At 67.3% G+C, this 22,646-nt stretch carries 20 protein-coding genes; 8 read left to right on the top strand and 12 right to left on the bottom strand.

Annotated features, from left to right (window positions below):
- Window positions 1-98: 98 nt before the first annotated feature.
- From HSX14_RS06240 to HSX14_RS06250, 3 genes are read left to right on the top strand one after another with little or no spacing between them, the layout of a single operon-like run.
- On the top strand, window positions 99-845 hold the full coding sequence (locus HSX14_RS06240; RefSeq protein ID WP_173173278.1) for a 5-oxoprolinase subunit PxpA: 747 nt from the start codon (window positions 99-101) through the stop codon (window positions 843-845).
- Window positions 842-1,519: a 5-oxoprolinase subunit PxpB gene (gene pxpB, locus HSX14_RS06245; RefSeq protein WP_173173276.1), complete on the top strand. Its 678-nt coding sequence runs from the start codon at window positions 842-844 to the stop codon at window positions 1,517-1,519. The genes HSX14_RS06240 and pxpB overlap by 4 nt, the downstream gene beginning before the upstream one ends.
- Window positions 1,516-2,442 (top strand): 5-oxoprolinase subunit C family protein, encoded by a 927-nt coding sequence (locus HSX14_RS06250; RefSeq protein WP_173173275.1) that lies wholly within the window; start codon window positions 1,516-1,518, stop codon window positions 2,440-2,442. The genes pxpB and HSX14_RS06250 overlap by 4 nt, the downstream gene beginning before the upstream one ends.
- 103 nt (window positions 2,443-2,545) lie before the next feature.
- On the opposite strand, the gene HSX14_RS06255 is transcribed toward HSX14_RS06250, so the two are convergent.
- Window positions 2,546-3,028, bottom strand: a complete 483-nt coding sequence (locus HSX14_RS06255) for an Lrp/AsnC family transcriptional regulator (protein ID WP_173173274.1) — start codon at window positions 3,026-3,028, stop codon at window positions 2,546-2,548.
- 131 nt (window positions 3,029-3,159) lie between these two features.
- Between HSX14_RS06255 and HSX14_RS06260 the strand changes: the two genes are divergently transcribed.
- Window positions 3,160-3,795, top strand: coding sequence for a LysE family translocator (locus HSX14_RS06260; protein ID WP_173173272.1), 636 nt, complete (start codon window positions 3,160-3,162; stop codon window positions 3,793-3,795).
- Window positions 3,796-3,894: 99 nt separating this feature from the next.
- Here the strand turns inward: HSX14_RS06260 and HSX14_RS06265 are convergent, their stop codons facing one another.
- From HSX14_RS06265 to HSX14_RS06300, 8 genes are all read right to left on the bottom strand, one after another.
- Window positions 3,895-4,866: a peptide ABC transporter ATP-binding protein gene (locus tag HSX14_RS06265; RefSeq protein ID WP_173173270.1), complete on the bottom strand. Its 972-nt coding sequence runs from the start codon at window positions 4,864-4,866 to the stop codon at window positions 3,895-3,897.
- The gene (locus HSX14_RS06270) at window positions 4,866-5,837 is read right to left on the bottom strand and encodes an ABC transporter ATP-binding protein (RefSeq protein ID WP_173173268.1); all 972 of its coding nucleotides are present in this window, start codon (window positions 5,835-5,837) and stop codon (window positions 4,866-4,868) included. The genes HSX14_RS06265 and HSX14_RS06270 overlap by 1 nt, the downstream gene beginning before the upstream one ends.
- A 10-nt stretch (window positions 5,838-5,847) precedes the next feature.
- On the bottom strand, window positions 5,848-6,750 hold the full coding sequence (locus HSX14_RS06275) for an ABC transporter permease subunit (protein WP_043244191.1): 903 nt from the start codon (window positions 6,748-6,750) through the stop codon (window positions 5,848-5,850).
- Window positions 6,751-6,759: 9 nt separating this feature from the next.
- On the bottom strand, window positions 6,760-7,770 hold the full coding sequence (locus tag HSX14_RS06280; protein ID WP_173173266.1) for an ABC transporter permease subunit: 1,011 nt from the start codon (window positions 7,768-7,770) through the stop codon (window positions 6,760-6,762).
- A 114-nt stretch (window positions 7,771-7,884) separates the two neighbouring features.
- A complete protein-coding gene (locus HSX14_RS06285) occupies window positions 7,885-9,459 on the bottom strand; it encodes an ABC transporter substrate-binding protein (protein ID WP_228723606.1) in 1,575 nt (524 codons plus the stop codon).
- A gap of 51 nt (window positions 9,460-9,510) precedes the next feature.
- A complete protein-coding gene (locus HSX14_RS06290) occupies window positions 9,511-10,956 on the bottom strand; it encodes an OprD family outer membrane porin (RefSeq protein ID WP_228723546.1) in 1,446 nt (481 codons plus the stop codon).
- Between the two features lie 243 nt (window positions 10,957-11,199).
- Window positions 11,200-12,801: an ABC transporter substrate-binding protein gene (locus tag HSX14_RS06295; RefSeq protein WP_173173263.1), complete on the bottom strand. Its 1,602-nt coding sequence runs from the start codon at window positions 12,799-12,801 to the stop codon at window positions 11,200-11,202.
- A gap of 277 nt (window positions 12,802-13,078) precedes the next feature.
- Window positions 13,079-13,642: a helix-turn-helix domain-containing protein gene (locus tag HSX14_RS06300; protein ID WP_173173261.1), complete on the bottom strand. Its 564-nt coding sequence runs from the start codon at window positions 13,640-13,642 to the stop codon at window positions 13,079-13,081.
- A gap of 166 nt (window positions 13,643-13,808) precedes the next feature.
- Between HSX14_RS06300 and HSX14_RS06305 the strand changes: the two genes are divergently transcribed.
- Window positions 13,809-15,023 (top strand): M24 family metallopeptidase, encoded by a 1,215-nt coding sequence (locus tag HSX14_RS06305; RefSeq protein ID WP_173173259.1) that lies wholly within the window; start codon window positions 13,809-13,811, stop codon window positions 15,021-15,023.
- Between the two features lie 56 nt (window positions 15,024-15,079).
- Here HSX14_RS06305 and HSX14_RS06310 read toward each other — a convergent pair whose 3' ends face one another.
- From HSX14_RS06310 to HSX14_RS06320, 3 genes are all read right to left on the bottom strand, one after another.
- Window positions 15,080-16,681, bottom strand: coding sequence for an ABC transporter substrate-binding protein (locus tag HSX14_RS06310; RefSeq protein WP_173173257.1), 1,602 nt, complete (start codon window positions 16,679-16,681; stop codon window positions 15,080-15,082).
- A gap of 53 nt (window positions 16,682-16,734) precedes the next feature.
- On the bottom strand, window positions 16,735-18,336 hold the full coding sequence (locus HSX14_RS06315; protein ID WP_173173255.1) for an ABC transporter substrate-binding protein: 1,602 nt from the start codon (window positions 18,334-18,336) through the stop codon (window positions 16,735-16,737).
- Window positions 18,337-18,551: 215 nt separating this feature from the next.
- Window positions 18,552-19,265 (bottom strand): SIMPL domain-containing protein, encoded by a 714-nt coding sequence (locus HSX14_RS06320; RefSeq protein WP_173173252.1) that lies wholly within the window; start codon window positions 19,263-19,265, stop codon window positions 18,552-18,554.
- A 237-nt stretch (window positions 19,266-19,502) separates the two neighbouring features.
- Here HSX14_RS06320 and HSX14_RS06325 point away from each other — a divergent pair, with 237 nt between their 5' ends.
- From HSX14_RS06325 to HSX14_RS06335, 3 genes are all read left to right on the top strand, one after another.
- Window positions 19,503-20,759 carry an ATP-binding protein gene (locus HSX14_RS06325; RefSeq protein WP_111263671.1) on the top strand — a complete coding sequence of 419 codons (1,257 nt, stop codon included), beginning with the start codon at window positions 19,503-19,505 and terminating at the stop codon, window positions 20,757-20,759.
- A gap of 23 nt (window positions 20,760-20,782) precedes the next feature.
- The gene (locus HSX14_RS06330) at window positions 20,783-21,343 is read left to right on the top strand and encodes a response regulator transcription factor (RefSeq protein WP_111263670.1); all 561 of its coding nucleotides are present in this window, start codon (window positions 20,783-20,785) and stop codon (window positions 21,341-21,343) included.
- A gap of 352 nt (window positions 21,344-21,695) precedes the next feature.
- Entirely contained in the window at window positions 21,696-22,637 is a 942-nt protein-coding gene (locus tag HSX14_RS06335) for an AEC family transporter (protein ID WP_173173250.1), read from the top strand.
- The last annotated feature ends 9 nt before the right edge of the window (window positions 22,638-22,646 follow it).

A 22,646-nucleotide genomic window follows, 5' to 3' on the forward strand; every position in this document is an offset into this window, starting at 1 on the left:
GGCACGTCCTTGCCCCATTCCTCATCCCGTGAACGCGGGGACCCGCTGCACCTCAACCCCATCTCGCGCAGCCCGCCCGCTGTCGCCATAATCAGGCGATGAAAAATCGAATCCTGCTGAACTGCGACATGGGCGAAAGCTTCGGCGCCTGGACCCTGGGCGACGACGAGCACGCCATGCCCCTGGTGGACCAGGCCAACCTGGCCTGCGGTTTCCACGCCTCCGATCCCATGACCATGCTGCGCACCGTCGAGCTGGCCGTGGACCACGACGTGACCATCGGTGCCCATCCGGCCTACCCGGACCTGGTCGGTTTCGGCCGCCGGCGCATGGAGCTGCCGCCCGACGAGGTGCGTGCCCTGGTGCTCTACCAGATCGGCGCGCTGGATGCGTTCTGCCGCGCCTCCGGCACCCAGGTCGCCTACGTCAAGCCCCACGGCGCGCTGTACAACGACCTGGTGCGCAACGACGCCCTGCTGGAGGCGGTGCTCGACGCCTGCGCCAGCTACCGCAAGGGCCTGCCGCTGATGGTGCTGGCCCTGGCCGACAATCGACGCGAGCTGCGGCTGGCCGACGCCGCCGACGTGCCGCTGATGTTCGAGGCCTTCGCCGATCGTGCCTACCTGTCCGATGGCCAGCTGGCGCCGCGCCGGCTGGAGGGCGCCGTGCACCATGACCCCGAGCGCATCATCGCCCAGGCGGTGGCCATCGCCCGGGGCGAGGCTTTCGCCGACATCGACGGCAAGCCCCTGCAACTGGTGGCCGACAGCCTCTGCGTGCACGGCGACAACCCCGAGTCCCTGGCGGTGCTGCGACGCCTGCGAGCCCATCTGGACGCCTTGTGATCCGCATCGAGCCGGTCGGCGCCGAGGCGCTGCTGCTGGTGCTGGCCGACGAGCCGGATGCGCGCCTGCCGCTTCGCATCGCGCAGCTCGCCGAATCCATCCGCCAGCGCCTCGGCTCCCAACTCCGCGACCTGGTGCCGGGCTGGACCACCCTGCTGCTGCACTACGACCTGCTGCGCATCGATCCCACGCAACTGGCCGCCGACCTGGAACCGCTGCTGCAGCAATGGCAACGGGACGTGGTGCCCGTGCGGGACGGGCGCATGCACGAAATGCCCGTCTGGTATGGCGGCGAGGACCTGGCCTCGGTGGCGCGTGCCTGCGGGCTGAGCACCGCCGAGGTGATCGAGTTGCACAGCGCCACGCTCTACCGCGTCGGTGCCATCGGCTTCGCACCGGGGTTCGCCTACCTGGGCGAGCTCGATACGCGCCTTGCCCTGCCGCGTCGCAGCAGCCCGCGCACGCGGGTGCCGGCGGGCAGCCTGGCCATCGCCGAGCGGCAGACGGCGATTTATCCACAGGCCTCCCCCGGCGGCTGGCACCTGCTGGGCCTCTGCCCCCGACCGCTGTTCGATCCGGCGAGCGAGCCCCCGTGCCCGCTCGCGCTGGGGGACTGCGTGCGCTTCGTGCCCATCGACGAACCCACCTATCGCCGCGAGCGGGGCGAGCCATGAACGGCCTGCGCCTGCTGAAGGCCGGGCCGCTGAGCCTGCTGCAGGACTGCGGCCGGCAGGGCTGGCAACACCTGGGCGTGTCGCCGGCCGGGCCGATGGATCGCCACGCCGCCGCCTGGGCCAATCGCTTGCTGGGCAACGCGGCGGGCACGCCGCTGATCGAGATCGCCCTGGGCGGCGTCGAGCTGGAGAGCCTCGGCGACAACTGGGTGGCGCTGTGCGGCGCGGACCTGCCGATCACCCTGGATGGCGAGGTGCGGCCCAACTGGTCACGCTTCGCGCTGCGCGCCGGGCAACGGTTGAAGCTGGGGTTCGCCCGCAGCGGCCAGCGGGCCTACCTCGCCATCGCCGGTGGCTTCCGTGTCGAGCCGGTGCTGGGCAGCGTCGCCTGCCAGGTGCGTGAAGGCCTCGGCGGGCTGGATGGGCGGGGCGCGAAGCTGGCCGATGGCGATCTGCTGCCGGGCGGGGGTGGTCACTTCGAGCGTGGCGCCAGCGTGCCCTGGCCCTGGCAGCCGGACTACCGCGCCGAGCGGCCGCTGCGGGTGATGCTCGGCGGCGATGCCGCGCAGTTCGACCCTGGTCAGGTTCGCGCCTTCCTCGAGCGGCCCTGGCAGCTCAGCCCGCAGTCGGATCGCATGGGTGCGCGCCTGCAGGGCGAGGCGATCCACCCGCCGAAACGCCTGTGGTCCCTGGGCGTCGTGCGCGGCACCCTGCAGGTCCCGCCCGACGGCCAGCCGATCATTCTCCAGGCCGACCACCAGACCATGGGCGGCTACCCCATCCTCGGCTGGCTGCACCCACGGGACTGCGACCGCCTGGCCCAATGCGCGGCGCGCCAGACGCTGCGTTTCCAGGCTGTGGATATCCCGGCGGTACAGGCCGAGGTGCGCGCGTTCCACCGCTTCTTCGGAGCGGGTTCGTAGGGCGTCGGGGTTCACCCGACCTACAGGAGCCGTGTCGTTCCGTAGCCCGGAGTGAAGTCCGGGCTGCGAGTTGACCTTCGGGTGAGGTGCAAGGAACGAGGTGTCATTTCGGCAGGTGGTTCAGGGGCAGCGGCCCGGGCGCCTTGACCGTCTGGATGGCGAAGTTGCTGCGGATGTCGCTGACGCCGGGCAGCGTGATCAGGTGCCGGGTGAGGAACAACTCGTAGGCGCGCAGGTCGGGCACCACCACCTGGAGCAGGAAGTCCGCCTCGCCGGACACCAGGTGCACCGAGATCACCTCGGGCAGCAGCACCACCGCTTCACGGAAGGCATCGGCGCGGTCTGGGCTGTGGCGCTCGACCTTGATGCCGACGAACACCGTCAGGCCCAACCCCACTTCGTAGCGATCCAGATCGGCCTGGTAGCCGCGTATCACCCCGGCTTCCTCCAGCAGGCGCACCCGGCGCAAGCAGGGCGAGGGCGACAGGCCGATCTCCTCGGCCAGCTGCACGTTGCTCAGGCGGCCATCGCGCTGGAGAGCGGCGAGGATCTTGTGGTCGAAAGCGTCCAGTTTGAGATTTGGCATAAGTGGATGGTCGCTCCTTGGATAAGTGTTGGTTCGTGCCAAACAGCATCCACTTCGTGGCGGAATACGCAAGCACCTGCCCTGGCCTACGGGCATAGAATTTTCCTTTCACAGTCGTGGAGGAGAAGGTGATGGCGGACATCGGCGTATTCCTGATGGCACTGGCGGTGGCCTACCTGCTGCCGGGGCCGGACATGATCCTGCTGCTGCAGACCGGTGCCCGCCAGGGCCGCGCCCTGGCGCTGGCCACGACGCTGGGGCTGGCGGTGGCGCGTGCCTGCCATGTGGCGCTGGCGGGGCTGGGCCTGGCGGTGCTGTTCCGCACCGCGCCCTGGACCTTCGACCTGGTGCGCCTGGCCGGTGCGGCCTACCTGCTGTGGATCGGCGTGCGCATCCTCCAGGCGCAGGCGTCGCAACGGGTGGTCGGTGCCGGCGAGGAGGGCGCGCCCCCGGGCGGTGCCTGGTGGGTGGCGATACGCCGTGGCCTGCTGACCAACCTGCTCAATCCCAAGGCGCTGCTGTTCTGCTCGGTGCTGCTGCCGCAATTCGTCGACCCGGCGGCCGGGCCGCTGTTCGCCCAGTTCGTCGTCCTGGGGGCGGTGCTGGTGGCTGTGGGGTTCGTCTTCGATGCCTGTTATGCGCTGGCCGGTGCCGGCATCGGGCGCTGGCTGGAACGACGGCCCCTGGCCCAGCGCATCCAGCAGTGGCTGTTCGGCAGTGTGCTGGTGGGGTTCGGGGTGAGGCTGGCGCTGCTGCGGGAGATGTAGGGCAGAGGAGAGAAGGGCAGCCCTGCGGGCTGCATGGCGACTGGAGTCGCCCCTACGGGAGGAAACGAACCCCATCGTGACGATGGGGTTCGCGGGCGTTTACGGGGCGATGGTCTCGGTGTGGTGGCAGGCCACCTGGCGGGCGTCCAGCGGGCGCAGCTCGGGGACTTCCACCTTGCAGCGCTCGGTGGCGTAGGGGCAGCGCTTGTGGAAGGCGCAGCCGCTGGGCGGGTCGAGCGGGTTGGGCAGTTCGCCGACGATCTTGATCTTCGGCTTGGCCGGGTCGGGGTGGATGGTCGGCGTGGCCGAGAGCAGCGCCTGGGTGTAAGGGTGCAGCGGGCGGCTGTAGATCAGTTCCGCCGGGCCGATCTCCGCCGGACGGCCGAGGTACATCACCAGCACATCGTCCGCCACGTGCTGCACCACCGAGAGGTTGTGGGAAATGAACACGTAGCCGGTGTTGAAGCGCTCCTGCAGGTCCATGAACAGGTTGAGCACCTGGGCCTGGATGGAGACGTCCAGCGCCGAAGTGGGTTCGTCCGCCACCAGCACCTTGGGGTTGAGCATCATGGCGCGGGCCAGGGCGATGCGCTGGCGCTGGCCGCCGGAGAACATGTGCGGGTAGCGCTGGTAGTGCTCGGGGCGTAGGCCCACCTGCTGCATCATCGCCTGCACCTGCTCGCGGCGTTCGGCGCGGGACAGCTGGGTGTTGATCAGCAGCGGCTCGGCCAGCTGGTCGCCGATCTTCTGCCGCGGGTTGAGCGATGCATAGGGGTTCTGGAACACCATCTGCACGTCACGGCGCATCTGCCGGCGCTGGGCGCCGTTGGCGCGGGTGACTTCCTGCCCGGCGATCTGCAGGGAGCCGGAGCTGGGGATCTCGATCAGGGTCAGGGCGCGGGCCAGGGTGGATTTGCCGCAGCCGGACTCGCCGACCACGGCGAGGGTCTTGCCGGCCTGCAGTTCGAAGGACACGCCGTTGAGGGCGCGCACCGTGGCACTGCCCTTGAACAGGCCGCGGGAGATGTCGTAGTGACGGGTCAGGTCACGGGCGGTCAGGACGGCGTTCATCAGGCCACCTCGTCGAGATTCAGGGGGAAGAAGCAGCGCACCGCGCCGTGGTCGTGCGGGTCCAGGGCGGGGCGGCGTTCGCGGCAACCGGCCTGGGCATAGGGGCAGCGTGGCGACAGCAGGCAGCCATGGGGCCGGTCGTAGCGGCCGGGGACGATGCCGGGCAGGGTGGCCAGGCGGCGCTGGCCCTGGCTGTGCTCGGGAATCGCCTTGAGCAGCGCTTCGGTGTACGGGTGGGTGGGCGCGTCGAACAGGCGCGGCACCTCGCCGATCTCCACGGCTTGCCCTGCGTACATCACGCAGACGCGGTCGGCGGTCTCGGCGACCACGGCCAGGTCGTGGGTGATCAGCACCAGGGCCATGTCGTGGTCGCGCTGCAGGTCCAGCAGCAGGTCCATGATCTGCGCCTGGATGGTGACGTCGAGGGCGGTGGTGGGCTCGTCGGCGATCAGCAGCTTGGGTTCGGCGGCGATGGCCATGGCGATCGCCACGCGCTGGCTCATGCCCCCGGAGAGCTGATGCGGGTAGGCGTCGAGGCGGCTGGCGGCGCCGGGGATCTCCACCCGTTCGAGGAGTTCGAGCGCGCGCTGGTGGGCGGCCCGGCCCTTGAGGCCGAGGTGCTGGCGCAGCACTTCCTCGATCTGGAAGCCCACGGTGTAGCTGGGGTTGAGGGCGGTCATGGGGTCCTGGAAGACCATGGCCAGGTCCTTGCCGACTATGTGCCGGCGCTGCTTGCCCTTCAGGCGCAGCATGTCGGTGCCGTCGAACTGCATGCTGTCGGCGGTGACCCTGCCGGGGGCGTCGATCAGGCCCATCAGCGCCATCATGGTCACCGACTTGCCGGAGCCGGACTCGCCGACGATGGCCAGCACCTCGCCCTTGTTCACGGAAAGGTCGAGGCCGTCGACCACCGGTACCGCGTTGGCGTCGCCGAAGCGCACGCCGAGGTTCTTGATATCCAGAAGGCTCATGGTGGGCTCCTCAGACGGCATTCTTGAGTTTCGGGTCCAGCGCGTCGCGCAGGCCGTCGCCCATCAGGTTGATCGCCAGCACGCTGAGCAGGATGGTCAGGCCGGGCAGCGAGACCACCCACCAGGCGCGCTCGATGTAGTCGCGGGCGGAGGCCAGCATGGTTCCCCATTCCGGCGTCGGCGGTTGCACGCCGAGGCCGAGGAAGCCGAGGGCCGCAGCATCGAGGATGGCGGAGGAGAAGCTCAGGGTCGCCTGGACGATCAGCGGCGCCATGCAGTTGGGCAGCACGGTGATGAACATCAGGCGGAAGATGCCCGCACCGGCGAGGCGCGAGGCGGTCACGTAGTCGCGGTTGCGCTCGACCATCACCGCGGCGCGGGTCAGGCGCACGTAGGAGGGCAGCGAGACGATGGCGATGGCGATCACGGTGTTGATCAGCCCTGGGCCGAGGATGGCGACGATGGCCACCGCCAGCAGCAGCGAGGGCAGCGCCAGCATGATGTCCATCAGGCGCATGATCAGCATGCCCAGCAGCGGGGCGAAGCCTGCGATCAGCCCGAGGAGGATGCCGGGCAGCAGCGACATCACCACCGAGGCGAGGCCGATCAGCAGCGACAGGCGGGCGCCGTGGATCAGTCGCGAGAGCAGGTCGCGGCCCAGCTCGTCGGTGCCGAGCACGAACTGCCACTGGCCGCCTTCGAGCCAGGCCGGCGGGGTGAGCAGGGCGTCGCGGAACTGCTCGCTGGGGTCATAGGGCGCGATCCAGGGCGCGAACAGCGCGCAGATCACGATGAGGATCATGAAGGCGAGGCCGCCGACGGCGCCCTTGTTGTGGGAGAAGGCCCGCCAGAATTCCTTCATCGGCGAGGGGTAGAGGATGGCCGGTTCGACCGTGTTCTGAGCGATGGTCATGTCGGGTCCTCAGCGCTGGTGGCGGATGCGTGGGTTGGCGAAGCCGTAGAGCACGTCCACGACGAAGTTCACCAGGATCACCAGGCAGGCGATCAGCAGGATGCCGTTCTGCACCACCGGGTAGTCACGGGCGCCGATCGACTCGATCAGCCATTTGCCGATGCCCGGCCAGGAGAAGATGGTTTCGGTGAGCACGGCACCGGCCAGCAGCGTGCCGACCTGCAGGCCGAACACGGTGAGCACCGGGATCAGCGCGTTGCGCAGGCCGTGGACGAACACCACGCGGGCCGGCGACAGGCCCTTGGCGCGGGCGGTGCGCACGTAGTCCTCGCGCAGCACTTCGAGCATGGCCGAGCGGGTCATGCGGGCGATCACCGCCAGCGGGATGGTGCCCAGCACGATGGCTGGCAGGATCAGGTGGCGCAGGGCGTCGAGGAAGGCGCCTTCCTCGTCGGAGAGCAGGGTGTCGATGAGCATGAAGCCGGTGACCGGCTCGATGTCGTAGAGCAGGTCGATGCGCCCGGATACCGGCGTCCAGCCCAGCCAGACCGAGAAGAACATGATCAGCAGCAGGCCCCACCAGAAGATCGGCATGGAGTAGCCCGCGAGCGAGATGCCCATCACCCCGTGGTCGAACAGCGAGCCGCGCTTGAGCGCCGCGATCACCCCGGCCAGCAGGCCCAGGGTGCCGGCGAACAGCAGGGCGGCCAGGGCCAGTTCCAGGGTCGCGGGGAACAGTGTCAGGAACTCGTGCCAGACGCTTTCGCGGGTGCGCAGGGATTCGCCCAGATCGCCCTTGGCGAGCTTGCCGATGTAGTCGAAGTACTGCTCGCGCAGGGGCTTGTCGAGGCCGAGGCGGATCATCGCCTGGGCATGCATTTCGGGATCGACCCGGCGTTCGCCCATCATCACCTCGACCGGGTCGCCGGGTATCAGGCGGATCAGCGCGAAGGTGAGCAGGGTGATGCCGAAGAAGGTGGGGATCAGAAGCCCCAGTCGGCGGGCGATGAAACTGAGCATCTCGGGGGTTGACTCCTCAGGTATCACGCCCGCTTCCGTGGGTAACGGTGGGCGGGCGCTGTTCTTGTTGTCGGGCGTCTCGCGGCGATGGGTTGGACCGCCGCGAGACCGCCGTTACTTCACCCGGGTGGTGGCGAAGTTGTTGTTGGACAGAGGGCTGATCACGTAGCCCTCGATATTGCTCCGGCGCACATTGAACAGCTTAGGGTGTGCCAGGGGAATCCATGGGGATTCACGGTGGAAAACCTCCAGGGCCTGTTCATAGAGCTTCGCCCGTTCCGCCGGCTCGCTGACGGTGCGGGCCTTCTGCATCAGCGTTTCGAACGCCTGGTCGCACCAGCGCGCCTGGTTTTCCCCCGACTTGGCTGCCGCGCACGACAGGTTGGGGCTGAGGAAGTTGTCCGGGTCGCCGTTGTCGCCGGCCCAGCCCAGCAGCACCATGTCGTGTTCGCCGCCCTTGGAGCGCTTGAGCAGCTCGCCCCATTCCAGCGAACGGATGGTCATCTGGATGCCGGCCTTGGCCAGATCCGCTTGCATCATCTGTGCCGCCAGCGCGGGGTTGGGGATGGTAGGCGAGGTGCCGTTGCGGATGAAGAGGGTGATCTTCAGGCCCTTCACCCCGGCTTCGGCGAGCAGCGCGCGCGCCTTCTCCGGGTCGTGCGGCCAATCCTCGATCGCGTGGTTGTAGCCCAGCAGGGTCGGCGGGAAGGGGTTGACCGCCACGCTGGCGTTACCCTCGCCGAACACCGCGCGGATCATCGCCTGCTTGTCGATGGCGAGGTTGATGGCCTGGCGCACGCGGGTGTCGTCCAGCGGCTTGTGCTGGGTGTTGATGGCCACGTAGGTGGTCAGCAGGGCGTCGATCTCGTCCACCGCCAGGCGGCTGTCCGTGCGTACGCCGGCGACGTCCTCGGGTTTCGGATAGAGCGCCACCTGGCACTCGCCGGCCCGCGCCTTCTGCAGGCGCACGTTGGGATCGAGGGTGATGGCGAACACCAGGTTGTCGATCTCGGGCTTGCCATGGAAGTAGTCCGGGTTGGCCTTGTAGCGCACCTGGGCGTCCTTGGCGTAGCGGCTGAAGACGAAGGGCCCGGTGCCGATCGGCAGCTGGTTGAGCTGGTTGGTCTTGCCGGCGGCCAGCAGCTGGTCGCCGTACTCGGCCGAGTAGATGGAGGCGAAGGGCATGGCCATGTCCGCCAGGAAGGGCGACTCCGGGTGGGTGAGGGTGAAGCGCACGGTGAGCGCGTCAACCTTCTCCACGGACTTGATCAGCTCGCGCATGCCCATGGCGTCGAAGTAGGCGTAGCCGCGCTGGGCCGACTCGTGCCAGGGGTGCTTGGGGTCGAGGGCGCGCTGGAAGGTCCAGACCACGTCGTCGGCATTGAAGGGCCGGCTCGGGGTGAACCAGTCGGTGGCGTGGAACTTCACGTCCGGGCGCAGGCGGAAGGTGTAGACCAGGCCGTCGTCGCTGATCTCCCAGCTGGTGGCCAGGCCCGGGACCAGCTCGGTGGTGCCGGGCTTGAAGGCCAGCAGGCGGTTGAACACGGTCTCGGCGGTGGCGTCGGCGGTCACCGCGCCGGTGTACTGCACGATATCGAAGCCCTCGGGCGCGGCTTCGGTGCACACCACGAGGTTCTGGGCCTGGGCGCTGGCGGCGGCGAGGGCGGCCAGCAGGGGCAGGTAACGCATCTTCATGTCGAATCCTCCAGGCGCCGGCGCGGGGCCGGCGCCGCATCCATGTCAGAGCAGGTCGAAGGGGAAGGTGCTGACGATACGCAGCTCGTTCACGCTGCCGTCGATCTGCTGCTTGCTCGCCTTGTGGGACATGTAGGTGACCTTGAAGGTGCTGTCCTTGATGCTCCCGCTCTGCACCTTGTAGGCCGCCATCAGGCCGTATTCACGGTGGTGCTCGTCGTCCATCGCGCGCACTTCGGCGTAGTTGCCGTAGGCGCCGTTGCGATCGCCATCGTAGTGAGTGCCGTCGATGTCCCAGCCCTTGGCGTACCAGGCGGTGGTGGAGAGGCCGGGGACGCCGAAGTAGCTCCAGTCGGTCTCGTAGCGGATCTGCGCGGACTTCTCGTTCGGGCTGTTGTAGTCCGACAGCAGGGAGTTGGCCAGGTAGATGGCGGCCGTCTCGTGGATGTAGTCGAAGTACTCGTTGCCGTCGACCTGCTGCCAGGCCAGGGTCAGTGCGTGGGCCTGGTGGGCCAGGGTGAAGGCCAGGCTGAAGGTGTCGTTGTCGATGTAGCCGGCCTTGCGGTCGCCGGTGTCGCGGGTGCGGTAGCCGTTGAAGGCGGTGCGCAGCGACAGGGTCTCGCGGTCGCCCAGGTCGTGGGCCACGCTCAGGTAGTACTGGTCCCAGACATCCTCGAAGCGGCCGGCGTAGACGGCGACCTCGAGGTTATCCAGCGGCTTGTAGTTGCCGCCGAGGTAATGCATGTGGTCGCCCGTGACCTCGCGGGTGCCGTATTCGGTGGTGAAGGCTTCGTCACCGGCGCCGGTACGCGGGCTCGCGCGGCGGAAGCTGCCGGCCTGCAGGGCGAGGCCGTCGAATTCCTCGCTGGTCACGGCGTAGCCGGTGAAGCTGGAGGGCAGGGCGCGGTTGTCGATATAGCTGAGCACCGGGGTGTCCACCAGGAAGCGGCCGGCCTTGAACTCGGTGTTGGAGGCGCGCAGGCGCACGTTGGCGACGCCGAGCTTGGACCACTCCTCGTGGCCGTGGCCGTTGCTGTCGGCCAGGGTGCGGTTGCCGCCACCGCCGATGCGGCCCTTGCCGCGTTCCAGGTTGATGGCGTTGAAGGCGGCGACGTCCAGGCCGAAGCCGATGGTGCCTTCGGTGTAGCCGGAGCTGTATTTCAGCTGGGTGCCCTGCACCCATGCGCGGCGACTGTGGGTGCGCTGCGGGCCGTCATCCTTGGGGATGGTGAAGCCGAAGCCGTCCTTCATCTGCTCGCGGGCGGCGAAGTTGCGGGTGGTCAGGGTCAGGCTCTGGCCTTCGAGGAAGCCGGTGGCGCCGGCCTGGCCCTTCACCGGTTTCTCCACCGACGGGATGTTCTGCACCTGGGCGGCGTAGCTGGGGTTCTCGGGCACCGGCGGGACCTTTTCCTCTTCGGCGGCGAAGAGGTGCGCGCTGGCAGCCATCAGCGCCAGTCCCAGGGTTGCTCGTTGGAAGGGGGTGGATTTCATCACGTGTGCTCCTTTTTTGTTATCGCTTCTTCATCGAAACAAGGAACGCTCATGCGGACTGCCGCCGACGCCGGGCAAGCCGGTGCCGACGCGCGCAAGCGCTGCATCCTTGCGAACTCGTTGGGGCAGGTATGAAAGGGGCCTCCTCCGATCTGGCGTCGGATGGAGATGGGTTCACGGGGTGGCCCGGAATGGGCCGCGAAAGCCGGCGGGCGTGGGGCCCGCCGGGCTCGTCAGGTACGGCTAGGGCGCATTGGCCACGCCGTAGAAGGAGTTGGTGGAGAAGGGGCTGATCTTGAAGCCCTGCACGCTCTTGCTCATGGGCTGGTAGACGGTGGAATGGGCGATCGGGGTGATCGGCACTTCACGTCGCAGCAGTTGCTGGGCCTGCTTGTACAGCTCGGTGCGCTGGGCCTGGTCGGTGACGTTCTTGGCCTGCTTGACCAGCTTGTCGTAGTCCTGGTCGCACCACTTGGAGAAGTTGTTGCCGTTGATCGAGTCGCAGCCGTAGAGGGTGCCGAGCCAGTTGTCCGGGTCACCGTTGTCGCCGGTCCAGCCGATCAGCATGGCGTCGTGCTCGCCGGCGTGGGCGCGCTTGATGTACTCGCCCCACTCGTAGCTGACGATGCGCGCCTTGATGCCGACCTTGGCCCAGTCGGCCTGGAGCATCTCGGCCATCAGCCGCGCGTTGGGGTTGTAGGGACGCTGCACGGGCATGGCCCAGAGGGTGATCTCGGTGCCTTCCTTGACGCCGGCGGCCCTGAGCAGCTCGCGGGCCTTCTCGGGGTTGTACTCGCTGCCCTTGATGGTCTCGTCGTAGGACCACTGGGTCGGCGGCATGGCGTTGACCGCGAGCTGGCCGGCGCCCTGGTAGACGGCGTCGATGATGGCGGGCTTGTTCACCGCCATGTCCAGCGCCTGGCGCACCTCGACCTTGTCGAAGGGGGCGTGGGTGACGTTGTAGGCGATGTAGCCGAGGTTGAAGCCGGGGTTCGACGGCACCTGCAGCTTGGCGTTCTGCTTCAGCGACTCGAGGTCGGCCGGGCGCGGGTTGAGGGTGATCTGGCACTCGCCGGCCTTGAGCTTCTGCGCGCGGACGGAGGCGTCGGTGTTGATGGAGAAGATCAGGTTGTCGATCTTCACCTCGTCCGGCTGCCAGTAGTCCTTGTTGCCGGCGAAGCGGATCTGCGCGTCCTTCTGGTAGCGCTTGAACACGAAGGGGCCGGTGCCGATGGGCTTCTGGTTCAGCTCGGCGGCCTTGCCGGCCTTGAGCAGCTGGTCGGCGTATTCGGCCGAATGCACCACGGCGAAGGGCATCGCCAGGTTCTGGATGAAGGCCGCGTCTACGGTGTTGAGGGTGAAGCGCACGGTATGCGCGTCGACCTTCTCGACCTTGGCGATGTTCTTGTCCAGGCCCATGTCGGTGAAGTAGGGGAACTCGCTGGGGTACGCCTTACGGAACGGGTGCTCCTTGTCGATCATGCGCTGGAAGGTGAAGAGCACGTCGTCGGCGTCGAATTCGCGGGTGGGCTTGAAGTAGTCGGTGGTGTGGAACTTCACGCCCTGGCGCAGGTGGAAGGTGTAGCTCAGGTTGTCCGGGGAGATGTCCCACTTCTCGGCGAGGGCGGGGACGGCCTGGGTGCTGCCACGTTCGAACTGCACCAGGCGGTTGAACAGGGTTTCGGAAGCCGCGTCGAAGTCGGTGCCGGTGGTGTACTGGCCGGGGTCGAAGCCCGCCGGGCTGCCCTCTGAGCAGAACACCAGGTTGCTGGCGGCGGAAACGAATGGGGAACCGAGAAGCAGGCCTGCGGCGAGCAGGGCCTGGATGGGGGTGTTCTTGCGCATGCAAACCTCAATTTGTTCTTTTTCTGAGGGCGTCACGTGCGTTGCGGCCTTTTGGACCGAGCACATGGATCGGTACACCCCGCTGCATTCCGGTTCCCTGGTCGGGTGCGCCGGCCCTTTGCAGCGGTAAGCGGCGTTGCCATGGGTCCATCCCCGGCAATCAGCCGAGGCCGAAATTAAGTCATGCTGAAATTCCGGTCAATAGAAATTAAGCGCGACTAACATTGGCGCGTCACGGGACTGTGCATTCACGCTGGAGAGGGGGCGGGAGAGGGGCTCAGGAGGCGCTGTGATCGTCGAACAGCGGCATGGTGGTGATGGTCAGGACCTCGGCCATCTCGCTGCCGGCATTGGCCAGGCAATGGGTCTTGCCTGCATCGAAATGCACCGAATCGCCAGCGCTCAGGGGATATTGCCGACCCTCGATCGTGTAGATGATCTGCCCGGAAAGCACATAGGCGAACTCCGAGCCCTCGTGGGCGATGAGTTCCGACTGGTAGCCCACCGGCATGTTCATCTTCACCGCGTTGAGCAGGTTGCCGGGGAACGAGGTGGACAGGCGCTCGTAGGCCAGCGGCTGGCCCTCGATGGTGTAGCGCACGCGCTCGCCCTGGTGCGAATCGGGCTGCGGCTGCGGCGGCTGGTCGAACAGGACGTTGAGCGGGACGTTGAGGGATTTGGCGATGTTCGCCAGCGAGGAGATCGACACGCCGGTGAGATTGCGCTCCGCCTGGGAGAGGAAACTGGCGGTGAGGCCGGACTCGCTCGCGACTTCGTTCAGGGTCTTCTTGGCGGCGCGTCTGTAACGGCGCAAGCGTTCTCCGATGCGATCTACGGACATGGCGAGGGCTCTTGTTGGAAGGCGGCCAGTATAACGGGACGGGGCCCGCGCGAAAGCGTCGTTGGCTGCGAGCTGATTTTAAGTGGGACTGAAAATTTGCTTTGACCTCTATTTAAGTCTCACTTAAATTTCGCCGCAATTGTCGGACAATGAAGAGGTGCCAGTGATGACCAGGGGTGTAGGCGGCAGTACGCCGGAACAGGCGCTCGCCGGATTGCGTGACATGACCGCCGGCAGCGGCCCCATCGAGCTGGCCGAATACAGGGCCCGGATCGATCGCGCCCAGGCCTTCATGCAGGAAGAGGGCATCGCCGCCCTGTACCTCAACGCAGGCAGCAACCTGCGCTATTTCACCGGCGTGCAGTGGCACCCGAGCGAACGCCTGGTGGGCGCGCTGCTGCCCGCCAGCGGCGAACTTCAATACATCGCCCCGGCGTTCGAGGAAGGCACGGTGCGCGACTTCCAGGTTGTCCCCGGGACGATCCGCACCTGGCAGGAACACGAGAATCCCTACCGCCTGCTGCTGGGCATGCTCGCCGGCCTGAAGCTCGCCGCCGGCGCCCGGGTGGCGCTGTGCCCGAGCCTGCCGTTCTTCATGTTCGACGGCATCCGCCGCGAGGGCAGCGGCTACGACTTCATCGACGGCGCCCGGGTGACCGGCCACTGCCGCCAGCGCAAGTCCGCCGCCGAAATCGCCCTGATGCAACGGGCCAAGGACATGACACTGGAGGTGCACAAGGCCGCTGCCAGCATCCTGCGCGCCGGCATCAGCACCACCGAGGTCGAGGAGTTCATCCACCAGGCGCACCGCCGCGTCGGTGCCACGGGTTCCTACTTCTGCATCGTGCTGTTCGGCCCCGCCAGCGCCTTCCCCCACGGCGTGCGTGAGCCGCAGGTGCTCAAGGGCGGCGACATGGTGCTGGTCGACACCGGCTGCAAGCTCCACGGCTACATCTCCGACATCACCCGCAGCTACGTCTTCGGCACTCCCAGCGAACGTCAGCGCACCTTCTGGGACTTCGAAAAGGCCGCGCAACTGCAAGCCTTCGAAGCCGCCCGGCTCGGGGCCTCCTGCGAATCGGTGGACGCCGCCGCCCGCCGCTCCCTGGAAGCCAACGGCCTGGGCCCGGACTACCAGCTCCCCGGCCTGCCGCACCGCACCGGCCACGGCATCGGCCTGGACATCCACGAAGGCCCCTACCTGGTACGCGGCGACGCCACCCCCCTGGAGCCGGGGATGTGCTTCTCCAACGAGCCGATGATCTGCGTACCCGGTGAATTCGGCATCCGCCTGGAAGACCACTTCTACATGGCCGAAGACGGCCCGCGCTGGTTCACCCAGCCGAGCCATTCCATCGACGATCCGTTCGGGTTGGCATAGCCGTGGTGGTGGGCTGAAGCCCACCCTACAAAGAGCTTCGCGAGCAGAGCTCGCTCCTACGGGGCGTCCGGCTTCGCCTTCAACCGCGTCGTCGCGAAGTTGTTCGACCCCAGCGGGCTCATGCGGAAGCCTTCCACCTCGGGGGTGAGGACGTTGAACAGCCTGGGGTGGGCGAGGGGGATCCAGGGGGCTTTTTCGTGGAAGATCGCCAGGGCCTGGCGGTAGAGCTGGGCGCGTGTGTCCCGGTCGTTTTCCGCGCGGGCCTGGCGGATGAGGTCGTCGAATTTCGCATCGCACCAGCCGGCCTGGTTCTCCCCTGATTGCGCGGCGGCGCAGGAGAGGTTGGGGGTGAGGAAGTTGTCCGGGTCGCCGTTGTCGCCCACCCAGCCCATGAACACCAGGTCGTGCTCGCCGTTCTTGGCGCGCTTGATCAGTTCGCCCCATTCGAAGACGCGGATGTCCGCCTGGATGCCGATGGCGGCCAGGTCGGCCTGGAGCATCTGCGCGCCGATGCCGGGGTTGGGGTTGGTGGGGCCGCCACCGGGGCGGGTCCAGATCGACAGCTTGAGCCCGCTTGCGTGCCCGGCCTCGGCCAGCAGCTGGCGGGCGCGCTCGGGGTCGTGGGGCCAGGGATCGAGGTCGCTGTTGTAGCCCAGCAGGGTGGCGGGGTAGGGGTTGACCGCGGCGCTGGCCGCGCCTTCGCCGTACTGGGCGCGGATGTAGGACTTCCTGTCGAAGGCGAGGTTGATCGCCTGGCGCACGCGCACGTCGTCCAGCGGCGGGTGGCGGGTGTTGAGGGCGACGTAGGCGACCATCAGCGCATCCTGCTCCACCAGCTTCACGCCGGGCGCGCCGCGCAGGGCGGGCACGTCGGTGGGCTTGGGGTAGAGGGCCACCTGGCAGGCGCCGGCGCGCAGTTGCTGGATGCGTACGTTCGGGTCGGGGGTGATGGCCAGCAGCAGGCGGTCGCTGGGCGGCTTGCCGTTCCAGTAGTCGGGGTTGGCGAGGAAGCGCACCTGGGCGTCCTTGGCGTAGCGCTGGAAGACGAAGGGGCCGGTGCCCACCGGCTGGCTGTTGAGCGCGTCGGGCGTGCCGGTGGCCAGCAGCTTGGCGGCGTATTCGGCGGAGTAGATGGAGGTGAAGCCCATGGCCAGGTCGGCGAGGAAGGGCGCCTCGGGGTGACGCAGGACGAAGCGCACGCGGTGTTCGTCGAGCTTCTCGACGCGCTCGATCAACTGGGCGAAGGCCATGGATTCGGCATAGGGGAAGCCCCGTGGCGAGAGTTCATGCCAGGGATGCTTCGGGTCGAGCTGGCGCTGGAAGCTCCAGAGCACGTCGTCGGCATTGAACTCGCGGCCGGGGGTGAACCAGGGCGTGGTGTGGAACTTCACGCCGCGGCGCAGCTGGAAGTCGTAGGTGAGGCCATCCGGGCTGATGTCCCAGCGTTCGGCGAGGCCCGGCTGCAGGCGGGTGCTGCCGGGGGCGAACTGCACCAGGCGGTCGAAGATCGTCTCGGCGGCGGCATCGCCCGTGGTGGCGGCGGTGAACTGGACGATGTCGAAGCCTTCGGGGCTGGCTTCGGTGCAGACCACCAGGGAACTGGCGGCGTTGCAGGCAAGCGGCAGGAGCAGGGCGAGGGACGACAGGCATCGGCGCATGGTGCTTCCCTTCGGGGTGGAGGGGCGGGGCCGGGCGGCCCCGCCGATACGGCTTACTTCTCGACGCTCACGCCATAGAAGGAGTTGAGGCCGAAGGGGCTGATGCGGAAGTCCTTCACCGTCTTGCTCATGGGCTGGTTGACGGTGGAGTGGGCGATCGGGGTGATCGGCACTTCACGCTTGAGGATCTGCTGGGCCTCTTTATAGAGGGCGGTGCGCTTGTCCTTGTCGGTGACCGCCTTGCCCTCCTTGATCAGCTTGTCGTAGCCCTTGTCGCACCAGCGCGAGTAGTTGTTGCCGCCGATGGCATCGCAGCCGTAGAGCACGCCGAGCCAGTTGTCCGGGTCCCCGTTGTCGCCGGTCCAGCCGATCAGCAGGGCGTCGTGCTCACCGGCCTTGGCGCGCTTGTTGTACTCGCCCCATTCGTAGGAAACGATCTTGGCCTTGATGCCGATCTTGGCCCAGTCGGCCTGGAGCATCTCGGCCATCAGCTTGGCGTTGGGGTTGTAGGGGCGCTGCACGGGCATGGCCCAGAGAGTGATCTCGGTGCCCTCGGCGACGCCGGCGGCCTTGAGTAGGGCCTTGGCCTTCTCGGGGTCGTAGGCGGGGTCCTTGATGCTGTCGTCGTAGGACCATTGGGTCGGCGGCATGCCGTTGGTGGCGAGCTGGCCGGAGCCCTGGTAGACGGCCTTGATGATGGCCGGCTTGTTCACCGCCATGTCCAGCGCCTGGCGCACTTCGAGCTTGTCGAAGGGTTTGTGCTCGATGTTGTAGGCGATGTAGCCGACGTTGAAGCCGGCCTGCTGCGGTACGTCGAGCTTGGGGTCCTTGCGCATGGCATCGAGGTCGGCCGGGCGCGGGTAGGCGGTGATCTGGCATTCGCCGGCCTTGAGCTTCTGGTAACGCACCGAGGCGTCGGAGTTGATGGCGAAGATCAGGTTGTCGATCTTCACGTCCTCGGGCTTCCAGTAGTCCTTGTTGCCCTTGTAGCGGATCTGCGCGTCCTTCTGGTAACGGCTGAAGACGAACGGGCCGGTGCCGATGGGCTTCTGGTTGAGGTCGGCGGCCTTGCCGGCCTTGAGCAGCTGGTCGGCGTACTCGGCGGAGTGGATGGAGGCGAAGCTCATGGCCATGTTCTGGATGAAGGCCGCGTCCACGGTGTTGAGGGTGAAGCGCACGGTGTGCTCGTCGAACTTCTCCAGCTTGGCGATGTTGGCGTCCATGCCCATGTCGGTGAAGTAGGGGAACTCGGTGGGGTACGCCTTGCGGAAGGGGTGGTCCTTGTCGAGCATGCGCTGGAAGGTGAAGAGCACGTCGTCGGCGTTGAATTCGCGGGTGGGCTTGAAGTAGTCGGTGCTGTGGAACTTCACGCCCGGGCGCAGGTGGAAGGTGTAGGTCAGGCCGTCGTCGGATATGTCCCACTTCTCCGCCAGGCCGGGTTCGACCGCTGTGCCGCCGCGCTCGAACTGGGTGAGGCGGTTGAAGACCGCTTCGGCCCCCGCGTCGAAGTCGGTGCCGGTGGTGTACTGGCCGGGGTCGAAGCCAGCGGGGCTGCCTTCGGAACAGAAGACCAGGTTGCTGGCGGCGCTGGCGAGCGGTGCGGCGGCGATCAGGCCGGCGGCGAGCAGCGCTTGGATGACGGCGTTTTTACGCATTTTGACCTCATGTCTTGTTGTGGTTGTCATCGTGAGGGGTCCCTTCGTGAGGGACCTTGCAAGAACCTATGCACGGCACATGCCTGAGGCAAGCCGAGGGCAGGGGAGAGTGTAGAAGCTGTGACGAAGGTGTAAGGCGGTGTCGCAAATATGCAAATGAGGGGGCGCGGTAATGAAAGGGAGCCGCGCCGTTGCAGCGCGGCTCCCGCCCGGAATCAGGGCATCTGCACCTCGATGACGCCGTCGGCGTTGACGGTCACCCGGCTGGTGCCGGCCTCGACCTCCGGTGCCGGGGCGCTGTCGTACATCGACGACTTGGCGGCCATGGCGCGCATCATCACCGGCTGCGGCTGGAAGCCGGCGCTGTTGAGGTTGAGGCTGACCAGCTTGTAGCCGCTGCCGCCGAGGGCTTCCGTGGCCAGCTGGGCGCGGGCCTTGAAGGCGTCCACGGCCTGCTTGATCAGCGCGTCCTCGTTTTTCTTGCGGGTCGGGTCGGCGATGCTGAAGTCCATGCCGCCCATCTTCAGGGTGCCCATCAGGTCGGCGCTGAGCTGGGACAGGGTGGCGAAGTCGGGGCTTTCCAGGCGCAGTTCGGCACGCTCGCGCCAGCCGGTGATCTTCTGGCCCTTGTCGTCGTAGACCGGGTAGCTGTTGCGGCTGCCCAGGCTCACCGATACCCCGTTGGTGCCCCGCGCCTTTTCCACCGCGGCGTTGATGGTGCGGGTGATTTCGGCGGCGAGCTTCGCCGGGTCGGCGCTCTGGGATTCGCTGTAGAGGGTCACGTGCATCAGGTCGTGGGCCACTTCCTGGCTGACCTCGGCGCGCAGCGCCACCTGGTTGTAGCGGGCTTCCTCGGCCTGGGCGGAGAGGCTGCCGAAGGTCGCGGCGCACAGGGTGATGGCAGCGGCGAGGCGGGTGATGGCTTGCATAACGGCTCCTTGTGAGAGGCAGTGGGGTGCACGGATTGTGCAGCAGTCACGGGGTTAGACGCAGGTCCGCTGCGATCGGGGTTAAGACCCGGAACATTTTTTTGCGTTCCGGGCAGGGGCAGTGGAATGGAGCCCCGTCGTCGGCCGACGGAAGGCCTGCGACGATGCGGCGAGTTGACGCATATCAGCGGAGCGCGTGACGCCTTGGTTATACTCCGCCGACGCCTTGGAGTGCCCATGCTCGAACCCTTGCCCCTCTTGTCCGCCAGCCGGCAGAACCTGCTGCGCCTGACCTTCATCCGCATCCTCGTGCTGGCCGCCCAGGCCGGTTCGGTGGGGCTCGCCTACAAGGCCCAGCTGCTGCAGCTGCCCTGGCTGGAGCTGTCGGTCACCCTCGGTGTATCGGTCATCCTGTGCCTGAGCACCGCCCTGCGCCTGCGCGGGCCCTGGCCGGTCACCGAGCTGGAGTACTCGGTGCAACTGGCTTGCGACCTGGTCATCCACAGCGTGCTGCTCTACTACTCGGGCGGCTCGACCAACCCCTTCGTTTCCTACTACCTGGTGCCGCTGACCATCGCCGCCGCCACCTTGCCCTGGCTCTACACCCTGGTGCTGGCAGGCATGGCCCTGGCCGCCTACACCCTGCTGCTGGTGTGGTTCCACCCGCTGGAGATGCCGGTGGCCCAGCGCGAGACCCTGCTGATCTACGGCATGTGGCTGAGCTTCGCCCTGGCTGCCGCGCTGATCACCTTCTTCGCCGCGCGGATGACCGAGGAGCTGCGTCGGCAGGACCAGCTGCAGTCCGTGCGCCGGGAAGAGGGCATGCGCGACCAGCAGCTGCTGGCCGTGGCCACCCAGGCCGCCGGCGCCGCCCATGAGCTGGGCACGCCGCTCGCGACCATGAGCGTGCTGCTCAAGGAGCTGCGCCAGGAATACGGCGACAAGCCGTCCCTGCAGGATGACCTGGCCCTGCTGCAGGAGCAGGTGCGCCTGTGCAAGGACACCCTGCAGCAACTGGTGCGCGCCGCCGAGGCGGATCGACGCCAGGCGGTGGTGGAGCAATCGGTGGTGGAGTGGATGGAGGTCACCCTCAACCGCTGGCACCTGATGCGCCCCGAGGCCACCTATCGCTACCAGTGCCTGGGCATCGGCCAGCCGCCCCGGCTCATGCCGCCGGCCGACCTGACCCAGGCCCTGCTGAACCTGTTGAACAATGCCGCCGACGCCTGCCCGGACAAGCTCGACATCCGCATCAACTGGGATCACCAGTGGATGGTGCTGAGCATCCGCGACCATGGCGCCGGCGTGCCCCTGGCCATCGCCGAACAGCTCGGCCGGCCCTTCTTCACCACCAAGGGCAAGGGCTTCGGCCTCGGCCTGTTCCTCAGCCAGGCCAGCGTCACCCGTGCCGGCGGAACCGTGAAGCTGTACAACCATGAAGATGGCGGTACCCTCACCGAGTTGCGCCTGCCCCGTGGTTACGGCGTTGTCTGAGCTTGAATCCGCGAGGAGTCCAAATGAGCGATGAACCCCTGATCGAAGGCGAAGAACAGCCCCACCTGCTGCTGGTGGACGACGACGCCACCTTCACCCGTGTCATGGCCCGTGCCATGAGTCGCCGTGGCCTGCGGGTCTCGGTCGCCGGCTCGGCCGAGGAAGGCCTGGTCCTGGCCAGGGACGACCTGCCCGATTACGCCGTGCTCGACCTGAAGATGGAGGGCGACTCCGGCCTGGTGCTGCTGCCCAAGCTGCTGGAGCTGGACCCGGAGATGCGCGTGGTGATCCTCACCGGCTATTCGAGCATCGCCACCGCCGTGGAAGCCATCAAGCGCGGCGCCACCAACTACCTGTGCAAGCCGGCCGATGCCGACGACGTGCTGACCGCGCTGCTGTCCCAGCATGCCGACCTGGACACCCTGGTGCCGGAAAACCCGATGTCGGTGGACCGCCTGCAGTGGGAGCACATCCAGCGTGTGCTGGCCGAGCACGACGGCAACATCTCCGCCACCGCCCGTGCCCTGGGCATGCACCGCCGCACCTTGCAGCGCAAGCTGCAGAAGCGCCCGGTGCGTCGCTGACGCCGATGGCGCCGAACAAAACCTCGGCGCCTTGTCGGGTGTGTGTAGGGTGGGCTTCAGCCCACCGCTTTTCCTTTGCTCGCTAAATTATCGATGCCGGAGCCCCGGGCACACCCCTGTGCCGACCCTGGCCCCGCCTGGTGGAGGTAAGAAGCGACCTCCACCCTGCGCAGCGATCATGCCCGCATGCTGGCTCGGCTGGGCTTTGTAGGAGCGAATTCATTCGCGATCGGGCTTTCCCCTGACGCCAAGGGCTGGCTCTTCTCTGCCCTGAAAGCTTCGTGAAAGCCACTTCCCGCCCCGACTTGGTTATCCTTAGCCGCCTAACTATCCCCGCGCGCCAGGCCCCTCCATGTTCGCCGTCGTCCAGCAAATCATCGGCATCACCGCGCCGGTCTTTTCCATGCTTTTCCTCGGTGTGCTGCTGCGGCGCCTGCGCTGGATCGACGCTCCCTTCATCGATACCGCCTCCTCGCTGGTCTTTCGCGGCACCATGCCGACCATGCTGTTCCTCGCCATCGTCCAGGCCGACCTGCGCACCGCGTTGCAGCCGCGGCTGATCGGCTACTTCGTCCTGGCCACGCTGGTGTGCTTCGGCCTGGCCTGGCTCTGGGCGATCTGGCGGGTGCCGAAGGCGGACCGCGGCGTCTATACCCAGGGCGCCTTCCGTGGCAACAACGGCATCATCGGCCTGGCCCTGGCCACCAGCATGTACGGCGACTACGGGCTCTCGGTGGGCGGGGTGCTCGGGGGCGTGGTGATCCTCTGCTACAACACCCTGTCCTCGGTGGTGCTGGCTCTCTACGCGCCCAACGCCAAGACCGACCCCTGGAGCCTGTTCAAGAGCATCCTCGGCAACCCGCTGATCATCGGCGTACTGGCGGCCATCCCGGTGGCCTACCTGCAACTGCCGTTGCCGGCCTGGGTGGTCACATCCGGCGAGTACTTCGCGCAGATGACCCTGCCCCTGGCGCTGATCTGTATCGGCGGCACCCTGTCCCTGGCCTCCCTGCGCGCGAGCGGGCCGATGGCGATGAGCGCCAGCCTGATGAAGATGGTCTGGCTGCCCCTGGTGGCCACGGTCGGCGCCTGGGTCTGCGGCTTCCGCAATGCCGAGCTGGCGATCCTCTTCCTCTATTTCGCCAGCCCCACGGCGGCGGCCAGTTTCGTCATGGCGCGCGCGGTGAACGGCAACCACGAGCTGGCGGCGGCGATCATCGTGATCACCACCCTGGCGGCGGTGGTCACCACCAACCTCGGCCTGCTGACGTTGCAGCTGATGGGGCTGATCTAGCTTTCCGGG

This window comes from Pseudomonas tohonis (genome assembly GCF_012767755.2).
Taxonomy (GTDB): domain Bacteria; phylum Pseudomonadota; class Gammaproteobacteria; order Pseudomonadales; family Pseudomonadaceae; genus Metapseudomonas; species Metapseudomonas tohonis.